Source organism: Microaerobacter geothermalis (genome assembly GCF_021608135.1).
GTDB lineage: Bacteria > Bacillota > Bacilli > DSM-22679 > DSM-22679 > Microaerobacter > Microaerobacter geothermalis.
This window is the reverse complement of record NZ_JAKIHL010000002.1, coordinates 166,683-178,497: the sequence shown is the minus strand read 5'-3', so window position 1 is coordinate 178,497 and position 11,815 is coordinate 166,683. Positions and strand designations below refer to the sequence as shown.

The 11,815-nt window shown below is 39.2% G+C and carries 10 protein-coding genes and 1 pseudogene; 7 read left to right on the top strand and 4 right to left on the bottom strand.

Translation table 11 applies throughout. From position 1 onward, the window contains the following. Positions 1-772, bottom strand: a pseudogene (locus L1765_RS16255) (helix-turn-helix domain-containing protein); the annotation flags it as partial. Between the two features lie 156 nt (positions 773-928). Here L1765_RS16255 and L1765_RS02885 point away from each other — a divergent pair. Further along, positions 929-1,378: a CHASE4 domain-containing protein gene (locus L1765_RS02885; RefSeq protein ID WP_268928659.1), complete on the top strand. Its 450-nt coding sequence runs from the start codon at positions 929-931 to the stop codon at positions 1,376-1,378. Further along, on the top strand, positions 1,359-3,299 hold the full coding sequence (locus tag L1765_RS02880) for a putative bifunctional diguanylate cyclase/phosphodiesterase (protein ID WP_329609980.1): 1,941 nt from the start codon (positions 1,359-1,361) through the stop codon (positions 3,297-3,299). Before L1765_RS02885 ends, L1765_RS02880 begins: the two co-directional genes overlap by 20 nt. Positions 3,300-3,389: 90 nt before the next feature. Here L1765_RS02880 and htpX read toward each other — a convergent pair whose 3' ends face one another. Continuing rightward, positions 3,390-4,274, bottom strand: a complete 885-nt coding sequence (gene htpX / locus L1765_RS02875; RefSeq protein ID WP_236404486.1) for a protease HtpX — start codon at positions 4,272-4,274, stop codon at positions 3,390-3,392. 75 nt (positions 4,275-4,349) lie between these two features. Beyond that, complete coding sequence (locus tag L1765_RS02870; protein ID WP_236404484.1) at positions 4,350-4,661, bottom strand: hypothetical protein; 312 nt, start codon at positions 4,659-4,661, stop codon at positions 4,350-4,352. Positions 4,662-4,982: 321 nt separating this feature from the next. Here L1765_RS02870 and L1765_RS02865 point away from each other — a divergent pair, with 321 nt between their 5' ends. The 4 genes from L1765_RS02865 to sigK all read left to right on the top strand — a co-directional run bounded on the left by L1765_RS02865 (position 4,983) and on the right by sigK (position 8,753). Beyond that, positions 4,983-6,116: a molybdopterin-dependent oxidoreductase gene (locus L1765_RS02865; RefSeq protein WP_236404482.1), complete on the top strand. Its 1,134-nt coding sequence runs from the start codon at positions 4,983-4,985 to the stop codon at positions 6,114-6,116. Further along, positions 6,100-6,819 carry a hypothetical protein gene (locus L1765_RS02860; protein WP_236404481.1) on the top strand — a complete coding sequence of 240 codons (720 nt, stop codon included), beginning with the start codon at positions 6,100-6,102 and terminating at the stop codon, positions 6,817-6,819. Before L1765_RS02865 ends, L1765_RS02860 begins: the two co-directional genes overlap by 17 nt. A gap of 160 nt (positions 6,820-6,979) precedes the next feature. Further along, complete coding sequence (locus tag L1765_RS02855) at positions 6,980-7,891, top strand: dihydrodipicolinate synthase family protein (protein WP_236404480.1); 912 nt, start codon at positions 6,980-6,982, stop codon at positions 7,889-7,891. Between the two features lie 154 nt (positions 7,892-8,045). Further along, the gene (gene sigK, locus L1765_RS02850) at positions 8,046-8,753 is read left to right on the top strand and encodes an RNA polymerase sporulation sigma factor SigK (RefSeq protein WP_236404478.1); all 708 of its coding nucleotides are present in this window, start codon (positions 8,046-8,048) and stop codon (positions 8,751-8,753) included. 50 nt (positions 8,754-8,803) lie between these two features. On the opposite strand, the gene L1765_RS02845 is transcribed toward sigK, so the two are convergent. Continuing rightward, positions 8,804-10,234 carry a sigma-54 interaction domain-containing protein gene (locus L1765_RS02845; protein WP_329609977.1) on the bottom strand — a complete coding sequence of 477 codons (1,431 nt, stop codon included), beginning with the start codon at positions 10,232-10,234 and terminating at the stop codon, positions 8,804-8,806. A gap of 351 nt (positions 10,235-10,585) precedes the next feature. Here L1765_RS02845 and L1765_RS02840 point away from each other — a divergent pair, with 351 nt between their 5' ends. Continuing rightward, positions 10,586-11,809 carry an ornithine--oxo-acid transaminase gene (locus tag L1765_RS02840; protein WP_236404477.1) on the top strand — a complete coding sequence of 408 codons (1,224 nt, stop codon included), beginning with the start codon at positions 10,586-10,588 and terminating at the stop codon, positions 11,807-11,809. Positions 11,810-11,815: the final 6 nt, after the last annotated feature.

Below are 11,815 nucleotides of genomic sequence, written 5' to 3'. Positions count from 1 at the left end.
TCGCTCATCGCGATAGCATAATCAGATCCAGCGATTGTCCTGGCTCTAGGGGAACGAAAGCAGCTTCAGGATCCCGAGGCTCTACAGCGAATTTTTGATTATGATCTTCGATCAGTTCCGGAAGGATTTTGTTGGCCTCTTCCACAGTGTTGATCCCACGAAGGCGTAGCTCGACTACCCAACGATCTTGCAAGGTTTGGAAAAGTCGCTCAATCCGTCCTTTGGCCTGCGGAGTCGTGGCCTTGATATGGGTAACACCTAATTCCTTTAGAGCTTGGCCGAATTGCGATAATGATACAGGTTCTCCTGCCAATTCCTGCTCCAACCAACGATGGGGGCTTGCATCCATTTGAACTAACATCCCGGCTTGGGGCTTACGTTCTCTTGGACGATGAGCCTTTGGCGCCCGACGTTTGCGTTTAGATTTGATACGGGCTTCACAGCGAATTCTACGTATGGTAGACGGGCTTACCTCGATTCCTTCATGTTTTGCTAATCATTCAGCGAAGTGATGATCATTGCAGTTACGATAGCGATCACTAGTATAAAGCTCTAAAATGGTTTGCTTCAATTCATCAGAAGTCGCATGAGCAGGTTTTCGCCCTTTGTTTTTATGAATGACACCTGATTCTCCCTCCCTAATCACTCGTTTTTTTAGGCGATACACCTGGCGGATACTGATTCCAAGCAGTTCTGCTGCCTCACCTCCTGTGGTGGAACCTTCCATATGTTGCCTGATGACTTTGTAACGATTCAACTCTTCTTTTTTCAATGCGATTCTCTCCTGTCCCATAGTGACATTTTCACTGATGCGTTACAATATGACAATATCACAGACGTTCAACAATTTTAAAATATTATTTGAAAAGTTTATATTTAAAGATAGAATATAGAAAAGAAACAAATATATTTATTTTTAGGTGGTATTATGACTCTACGCACAAAAACTTTGATTTCGGTTGCGTTATTAACTTTGATATTATTAATAGCATTGCTCTTTATCATGCGTTTGATTATCATCAATAGTTTTGCTGTAATTGAAGAAAAGAACGTTGAAAAACGAGTTGAGCAATTTTTGAGTGCACTGGAGAGTCAAATCGCCGATATTAGTGCTACCGTAGGTGATTATGCAGGGTGGGATGATACTTATTACTTTTTGAAAAACAGAAATGATGCTTACTTACAATCAAATATGGTAGATTCCACTTTCATGGAAAACAATCTGAACCATATTATTCTAGTGGATGTTTCCGGCAGCATAGTCTATGGTAAAAGCTTTGATTCACAGCAGAAAAGGCAAATTCCATTGGTACCTGGGTTCAAGAAGTTGGTTGAAAAATACAGCAAGTTGATTCAACATCAAAACACGAATAAGTGAGATAAAAGGTATCGTATTGCTTCCGGAAGGCCCGATTCTCGTAGCATCCAAACCGGTTTTAACAAGTCGTTATGAAGGTCCGATTCGCGGAACTTTAATAATGGCAAGAAACCTGGATGAAGATGAAATAAGGTACCTGTCACAGCAGACAGAAATGGAAAAGCAAGTGGAAATGTTTCCTGCAAGTGCATTCACTTCCGAACATGAACAAATGCTTTTAAGCATGAACCAGCAGCAGAAAAATATATACGTACAAGCTATAGATGAAGAGAAAATTTCTGGGTATACTTTTATGAATGATATTTTTGGCAAACCAGTCTTGCTTTTTCGAATACAGATGAATCGGGATATTTACAAACAGGCTCAAGAAAGCTTATTCTATCTGTTTATGTTTTTCGTGATTACCGTCATCGCGTTTGGAAGTTTAGTTTTCTTTTTTCTTGAGAAATTTATTTTGTCAAGATTGACTTACCTTAGCAAAAGCGTAAGCAAAATCAGAAAAAAGGGAGACCTTTCGTTACGGGTTGAAGATTGTGGTCGAGATGAATTGGGGAATTTGGCGCAGGGAATTAATGAAATGCTGCACGCTTTGGAGCAATCCCAGAAGAAGATAACTTACCAGGCGTATCATGATTCGTTAACCAAATTGCCCAATCGTTTGCAGTTGGAACAATCTATATTTTCGGCTATAGAACATGATGAGACACTGGCTGTGATGTTTTTGGATCTAGATCGGTTTAAAAGGATAAACGATACCATGGGCCATGCCTCTGGAGATGAACTTTTACAGGAAGTTTCCAAGAGGCTGCTACAATGCCTTGATCCCGATGACTTAGTAGCCCTATGGGGTGGGGATGAGTTTGCTATCATTTTAAGAGGGGTCCGCGAGAAGACATTAGTCTCGGCAAAAGCCGGGAAAATTCTTGAGGAAATCAATAAGCCTGTTGTGATAGACGGTCAACAACTTACCGTAACCGGAAGTATCGGGATTAGTCTTTACCCGGAGGATGGAACCGATTATTACACACTTTTGAAAAACGCGGATACCGCTTTATATTATGCTAAAGAACAAGGTAAAAATGATTTATATTTTTATTCTCCGTCGATGAATAAGGATCATTATGAAAACTTAATGATGGAGAATCGTCTTCGTATAGCAATCAAAGAAAATGAATTTGTTTTGTACTATCAACCGCAGTTTAACATACGGACAGGGAGTATCTTTGGGATGGAGGCTCTGCTTCGTTGGCACAATCCTGAGGAGGGTATAATTTCTCCCGCACATTTTATTGCTGTTGCTGAGGAAACCGACTTGATAGTCCCGATTGGTGAGTGGGTTTTACGTACAGCCTGTCAACAAAATAAAGCATGGCAAGATGCGGGATATCCGCCGAATCGGATTTCCGTGAATCTATCCGCTAAACAGTTTCTACAAAAAAATCTGGTTGAAGCGGTAAAGCAAATATTGAATGAAACCGGATTAAGTCCTGAATGGCTCGAATTAGAGATAACGGAAAGCATTGCTATGAAGGATGTCGAATTAACGGTTCAGGTCCTGAAAGAATTAAGAAAAATGGGAGTACAAATCGCCATTGATGATTTTGGAATCGGGTATTCATCTTTAAACCATATAAAACGTTTTCCTATTAATACATTAAAGATTGATCAGTCTTTTATTCGGGATGTTACTGAGAATCCAGATGACGCTGCCATTGTTTCATCCATTATCACCCTTGCCCATAGCCTGAAATTAAACGTCATTGCAGAAGGGGTGGAAACAAGGGAGCAAGTGGCTTTCTTGAGCAGAAAAAATTGTGATCGAATGCAGGGCTATTTTTTTGGCAAACCGATTCCGGCAGAACAGATCGAGAAAGAATTTTTAATAAATTCGATTGATATGAATAAAAAAATTGGATTGTGATTCTAACCAACACAAGAAAATGGCTACTGGAAAATATCCAATAGCCATTTTCTTGTATCAACCCACGCGAACGAATATCTGGAAACTGGATTATCTTCCGCTTTGCAAACGGCGAATGCGTTCGTTCAAATCGGGGTGGCTGGAAAATAAGCCTGCCAATCCTCTTTTTCCATTAATTTTTAGTGTGGAAAGGGATTTCTGGCTTGTATCTACGAGTTGAACAGTTTTTTGCAGTGATTGCAGGGCATGAATCATCCGATCCTTTCCGGCCAGATAAGCCCCCTCAGCATCGGCATGGAACTCTCGGTGGCGGGAATATGCCATAACGGCAATGCTTCCAAGGATTGAGAATAAAATATCAAAAACAATAATAGCAATAAAATTGACGATAGGAGCTAAATCCTCCTTAACAAATCGAGACACAACATAAGCTAAAGTACGGGATAAAAATACTACAAAGGTATTGATAATCCCTTGGACTAAAGTCATTGTCACCATATCTCCATTTGAAATATGGGCAACCTCATGGGCAAGGACTCCGATGACTGCTTCTTCGTCCATCCGTTCCAACAATCCTCTGGAAACGGCAACCAATGAACGGTTTTTGGTTGGACCGGTTGCAAAGGCATTCACCTCAGGTGAGTCATAGATCCCAACCTCTGGCATAACGGTTAATCCTGCTTTGCGAGAAAGTTGATGGACTTGATCCACTAGTAGCCGTTCATGGTATTGAAGATTGGGATCATTTGGATTAATCACACGGACCTTCATGATCCACTTGGCCATGATCCTTGATAAAGCCAGTGAGATAAAGGCTCCCGTAAAACCGATCAAAGCACTTAAAACCAGCAGTGAATTAAAATCAATCCCCTGGGATGTAATGTAGTATCGGACTCCCAAGATATTCGCGATAATGCTGATCGTTACAATGATAAGCAAATTTACTCCAAGAAATAAACCAATTCGCTTAAACATGAGTAAATATTCCCTCCATTTATAATCTATAGATCTATTTCTATCCCACTTATACGATGATGAAAAGGAAAGGTTTCAAAAAATAGCTGAGAAAAGGAAGGCATGAGAATAACTGTACAGTTCATTTGATGTTTTGGATAAGTGTTGGGTTAAATCTGACAACTGACGAATATGTTCATCTTGGGACTCTAATATCTCCATCACGCTTTTTACTCCATCAAAGTTTTCTTCGCTTATTTTTGCCATGTCCATCACAGCCAACCATCCAAGGAAAAGAGGAAGGGGTACATGTTCCCGGATGATAATGAAGAAAATTCCATTTACTAAGGTGATCACGATAAGAATATAAACTGGCAATTGAATCAAAAATTTAATTTTTCTTTCCAAATTACTCTTCCTCCACCAGGCAAACTTCTATTATCGGATATCACGGAATATATATGTAAATAAAACTAACATAAACACATTATTACATAAATTTTTACAGTGATGTCAATAAGGGTGTGTGAACAAATATTACACTTCTGCTTCGATAAGTGGTAGATTAGAAAAAATTCCTTCTAAACTAAGTTTTCTTTATTAAAAACGTTTTTTTATGCTATAATTTCATAAATCATTATTAATATAAAAAATAAAAATTATTATAAATAATCATTCTATTATCTCGTTTTGATATGTGCATTTTAGGAGGATAAGGGGGGAATGAGAGTGAATAACCGTAAGGTTTATCGTATGATTCACTGGATACATGGTATGCTTCTGTTTACGCTCCTGATTACAGGTGCCATTCTTTATCTCCCCCTACTCCGCACCCTGTTTTTTGATTTTCGTTGGGAAATTAGACAATATCATTCCATGCTTGGAATTTTCTATTTTCTCTTTGTGTTTACCGCAACTCCATATGTGATTCAATACATGAGAATGCATGCATGGAAAAAAACCTTTCATATTTGCCTTCATATCACCTTAGCTTTAGGATGGACTGCCAGCGGGGTCTATCTTTGGGTGAATGATTCCACTTACCTTGGGATTAGACAACTATCCATCACCATACATGACGGTCTTTCGCTTTTTATCATTCCATGGGTGATAGCACACGTTGGGCTTTGGTATGCCAGAAAGAAGGGCTTATTTAGAAGCGGAATACAAACGTCTCCATCAAGGGGACATACCGTTCGTAACTGGGACCGCGCTATTTTGCTTACTCGAAGGGATGTGATTATTTTTTTTACCGGTGGGTTATTATCTCTTATCCTGGGGGGCTTGTTTCGCTGGGTTCAGCCGGTTTCTAAAACATTTTTAGCTAGCATTGAGACTGTGAAGAAGCGAGGTTATTTTCGTATTTATTCTGTACGTAGTGAAAATCCTGTCTTTGATCCTAATTCTTGGAAACTTGACGTGGGTGGGTTGGTGGAAAAACCCATGGAATTTTCATTTGATGAATTAATGAGACTGCCTAAGCATCAATATACTTATGATTTCTATTGTGTTACAGGTTGGAGTGTCACAGGAGTGAAGTGGGAAGGGATCCCCTTTCTTGAAATCGTAAAGATGGTTAATCCAAAATCTGAGGGAAAATACGTCACGATGTATTCGGCAGATCGGTTATACTGGGAAACCTATGAACTATCTCAACTGATGAACCGAAACGTCATACTTGCTTACAAGTTGGACGGAAAGGACTTGATTGCCAGTCAGGGAGCACCCCTGCGTCTCTTTCATCCGGGCATGTATGGATACAAATCTATCAAGTGGGTGAACCGTATTGAATTTACTGATCAAAGGGATTTAGGTTACTGGGAGGAGAAGGAAGGGTATGATCTCAATGGGTACATCACTTAAGTTTGGGTTGATTCTTGTAATATGGACGGCCTTTTTTTTTCTTTCCTTTCAAGTGATGTATAGTCAGGATGAGGAAGAAATCCTCAAGATTCAAAATGCTTTAAACTATTCCATGGCATGGAGGTCCTACTCGTTGGAACAGACTTTGGAAGCAGACAAAAAGGAGCAATCCAGGATTAAAGCAGTGTATCATGAGGATCCTTATGTCATGTGGGTTAATGTGAAAACAAAGCTGACTGACACGGAGGATTTTGTATTTGAAGTGTTCTTTCAGCCAGATTTGATTTATCTTCATAATATGAATACAGATGCTTGGAACAAGGTGGATTATACTCATCCGGTATCCGGAGAATTGGAATCAGTCAGAGATCCCTTTTCATTTTGGCAGCGTAGGTTGAAAGACATAGATAAAATCATCTCAAAGGACAATAATGGCTCGTTTATTACATATGTCCTACAGCTGAACCCCTTTCGGGATGAGGCTCATGGAATGCGATTTGAAAAAATAAAAAGTGCGGATATGGAGATCCGCCTGAAAAAACAACCGTTGGAATTAGATCAGATGAAGCTGACCATGAATTTTGAGCAGGAAATCTTTCGTCGATATGATGAGATTGTTTATTTCATGCGGTTTTCAGATATAAATCAGGCTAGGCAAATCATTCTGCCTAAAGAATCGGAAAAAGCGGTGCGGATTGATTAGCCTTTTAAAAACCAATGGAAAGAAAATGGCTAAAATTATAAAATATATTTGACTCTTGCTAAGTGACTTATTTGCCAAGAAAAGAATAAATTCGAAATATGAAGCAGAAGGTAATGGATATCTCAACGACTTATAATGAGCGAATGGAGGAGGATGTTTTATGAAGAGAGAATCTATATTGTTCCATGGCATTATTCCGCCGATGATCACACTGTTTGACCAACAGGGTGAAATTGATTGGAAAGCGAATCAGACATTGGTAGATTGGTTAATCGGTCAGGGAATACATGGGATTTTATTTAATGGAAGTTCAGGTGAATTCCCATCGTTGACTATAGAGGAACGTAAGTTGTTTGCCAAAGAAATGACCGCCTATGTTAATGGAAGAATTCCGGTTATAATCGGCACGGGGAGTACTTCAATAAAAGATACGATTGATTTATCACAACATGCAGAATCAATAGGAGCAAGCGGAGTTTTGATTGTCAATCCGTATTATTGGCAATTTACAGATGACAATTTGTATCGTTATTATACGACAATTGCTGATCATACTTCCATCTCAATCTTATTGTATAATATTCCTTTATTAACAGGGAAATCCTTATCCAGTGAGCTGGTTACTAGATTGGCTATCAGTCGAGATAATATAGTTGGTATTAAGGATACAATAGACAATATAGGGCATATAAGAGAACTTATTTTATCTATTCACCAGGTACGACCTGATTTTGCGGTTTTTGCCGCTTTTGATGAGCATCTCCTTCCAGCATTACAAATCGGTGCAGTAGGTGCAATTAACGGAACGGCCAACTTTGCTCCGCACATATCCGTTCAATTATATGAAAGTTTTAAACGTGGGGCTTTTGCAGAGGCTATTCAATGGCATCAAAAGCTGATTCGATTGATGCCAATTTACCAATATAGCGATCCTTTTTTTATTGGGGTGAAAGAGGCTGTTCATCAGCTTGTCTTAAATTACCGTACAGGAGCACGACTGCCATCCGGTGAAATCGATCAGCCATTGATAGATAAAATAAATCATTTTTTAGAACAAAATGGCTTAAAGTAGTTGTATGAACAATGTTGGTGTGATTAATTTCGTTGATCATCATGACTAAGAGGGATTAAATAGAAAACAAAATCATACCCGTACAGGCACAATAAAGCATCTGCCCTCATATACTTATAATAGTTTTCTTTTTGAAGAGGGAGGTGCTTTATTCATGTCAGGACTTTTAACTGCATTAGCTCTTCTGATTAAAGAATTGTATTTGTTTGTATCTTATGTCAAAAATAATGCATTTCCTCAGCCTCTTCCGGAGGATGAAGAGGAAAAGTATCTTAATTTATTGTATGAGGGGAACCAGCAGGCGAGGAATATCTTGATCGAACATAACCTTCGCTTAGTTGCCCATATTGTCAAGAAATTTGAAAATACTCGAGAAGACAGCGAAGATCTAATTTCCATAGGTACTATTGGACTGATAAAAGCGATCGAAAGTTACCGTCCGAATAAAGGGACCAAGTTAGCAACATATGCAGCAAGATGTATTGAAAATGAAATTCTCATGCATTTAAGATCCTTGAAGAAAACAAGGAAAGATGTTTCCCTTCATGATCCCATTGGTACAGACAAGGAAGGAAACGAAATTAGCCTTATTGATGTCCTGGGCACCGATGCCAATGAAGTGTTGAATAAGGTTCAATTAAAGATTGAGAAAAGCAAAATTTATAAGCACATTGATGTGTTGGATGGCCGGGAGAGGGAAGTGATCATCGGTCGTTTTGGTTTGGATCAGGAGGAAGAAAAGACCCAGCGGGAGATTGCGAAAGAGCTGGGAATCTCTCGCTCCTATGTATCAAGGATTGAAAAACGGGCGTTGATGAAACTGTTTAATGAGATGCATCGAAGACAATCGGTATCGAAATAGGATGATTTATGATAAAGCAGAAGGGCGTTGATTCACCTGCTTCTTTCCTGTTAAATTTTCCTGTTAAACTTTCTTAACCGATACTGCAAGCTTTGCCGGCTGATCCCAAGGGCTTTAGCAGTACGGGAGATATTATAATTGTTGTTCTTAAGGATTTTTTGAATATAATACTCCTCTACTTCTTCCATCTGATCTTTCAGTTTTTTAGGAGGCTGCTTTTCTTTGTTCCATAATGATTCGAGTTTAGCTATAGGGGATATCTCTTCCTTTAATTGAGGCTTATGAAATAGGGACCTATGGCGGAACTGAACAGGAAGATGATCAAAGGTGATGGTTTCTTCATCCAACATGATATTCATCGCTCCTTCAATTATGTGTTCTAACTCTCTCACATTTCCGGGCCAGTCATAATCGAGAAACAATTGATGAACATCTTTATCGATTCCCTTGACATTCATTTGAAACCGATCATTATATTTATGGATAAAGCTCTCGACTAAAGGAGGAATATCTTCCTTTCTTTCCCGAAGAGGAGGAATAAAGATGGAGACCACGCTAAGCCGATAAAACAAGTCCTTTCTCAATCGGTTTTTGCTGATGGCATCAATGGGATCTTCATTGATCGTTGCGATGATCCGCACATCAATTTGTCGGTCTGTTGTATCTCCCACCCGCCTGATCGTTTTCTCTTGAAGAGCTCTTAATAGTTTAGCCTGCAGATTCGGGTTTAAGGAGTTTATTTCGTCTAATAGCAATGTCCCCCCCTCTGCCTGTTCAAATAATCCAGGCCGTTCCATGGAGCCTGTGAATGCTCCTTTCTTGGTTCCAAATAGTAAACTCTCAATCAGATTATCCGGCAAGGCAGCGCAGTTTTGTGAGATAAAAGGTGCTGATGAGCGGTTGCTCCCGTTATGGATGCTTTGGGCAAACAATTCTTTTCCCGTCCCAGTTTCACCGACGATCAAAACAGATGAAGAGGTTCGTGTCGCTCTTTTTGAATGTTCGATTACTTCTTGAATCTGCTTGCTTTTTCCGATGATGCTGTCGAAGGTATACTTGGCATTTCCCTTTTTTAGCATATTTTCCCTGATTAAACGCTCCAACTTGGTGACATCTCTTGCAATTTCGATAGCACCAACGATTTTTCCTTCTTCTATGATGGGAAATGTGTCGTTCACGGTAGTAATTTCCTGTCCTTTATAATTGAAATAGGTCTGCTTTACATTTTTTGTAATTTTTCCATGCTTTAAAGCTTGGACAAGGGTGCTGTCTTGCTCCTCTGCGAACATGAATACTTCCAATAAATTTTTGTCTAAGACATCTTCAATATCCATAGATTCCATTTGCATCATTTTCTTGTTGTAAATGATTGTTTTTCCACTCTCATCAATGACATGGACTCCAACGTCTATTTCGTCAAGGAGATTTTTATAGATTTGGTTCATTTTTATAAGTTGATTCATTTCATGTTCTCTGTTCATGGCCAATGTCTCCTTATTTTTTCAGAATAGCAATATTATTTGCTGTTAAGTGTATGAAAATTAGGCATAATTGTCAATTTATTTTGCAGATGTAAATAGCATATGCCAAATATATTTGCACACATGGGCAAAAAAATAAGCGAAAACCAATGTTTTTATAGAATTCTTAGATATTTTTCCTTGGAATTCTTAATTTTGATTGCGAATACATATTGGCATAATTTTTGCAAAAACAAATTTATGAAAATAGAAAATAATAGAATGTAATCAATGGAGGGATAGTGGTAATATTATGATCGAATAAAGGATTATTATAAGAATTAATGTAATAAGACTAAAGGAGAATGGAATATGACAACTTCTAAAATAAAAACTTCCGAAACCATTATTGAACAAACCGAAAAATACGGTGCAAATAATTATTATCCTTTACCCATTGTCATATCGAAGGCAGAAGGGGTATGGGTGGAAGATCCCGAAGGAAACCGTTACATGGATATGCTAAGCGCTTATTCAGCCGTCAATCAGGGACATCGGCATCCCAAAATTATAAAGGCTCTCAAAGAGCAGGCAGATCGTGTAACTTTAACCTCTCGAGCCTTTCATAATGACCAGCTGGGGAATTTTTACGAAAAGGTATGCAAAATCACTGGAAAGAATATGGTTTTGCCCATGAATACTGGGGCAGAAGCGGTTGAGACTGCGGTAAAAGCCGCTCGCCGCTGGGCTTATGATGTAAAAGGTGTAGCTGAAAATCAGGCAGAAATCATTGCTTGTGAAGGAAATTTTCATGGTCGGACCATGCTGGCTGTCTCCCTTTCATCTGATCCGGAGTATAAACGGGGATTTGGCCCGATGCTTCCTGGAATCAAGCTTGTCCCATATGGGGACATAGAAGCACTGAAAAAAGCGATTACACCCAATACTGCAGCTTTTCTGATTGAGCCGATTCAAGGAGAAGCGGGAATTAAAATTCCTAAGGCAGGCTTCTTAAAGGAAGCATTTGCGGTATGTAAAGAAAATCAAGTGCTGTTTATTGCTGATGAAATTCAAGCCGGGCTTGGACGTTCCGGGAAAATGTTTGCCTGTGACTGGGAAAATGTCATACCAGATATGTATATATTAGGGAAGGCCCTTGGCGGCGGTGTATTCCCTATCTCTTGTGTTGCAGCAAATCGGGATATTTTGGGAGTGTTTAATCCCGGTTCCCACGGGTCCACCTTTGGAGGGAATCCCCTGGCGTGTGCCGTATCGGTTGCTGCGTTGGAGGTCATCGAAGAGGAAAAATTGGTGGAACGTTCCCTTGAACTTGGAGATTATTTCCAAGAAAAATTAAGAAAGATCAATAATCCGGTCATTAAAGAAGTACGGGGAAAAGGATTGTTTATTGGTGTTGAGCTTCATGGGCCCGCTCGTCCGTATTGTGAGAAATTAAAAGAAAAAGGCTTGCTGGCGAAGGAAACCCATGAAACGGTGATCCGGTTTGCGCCACCTCTTGTCATATCCAGGGAAGATCTGGATTGGGCCATAGAAAGGATTTATCAGGTATTATCTAACGATGCAGTTAAAAAATAGGTTAAA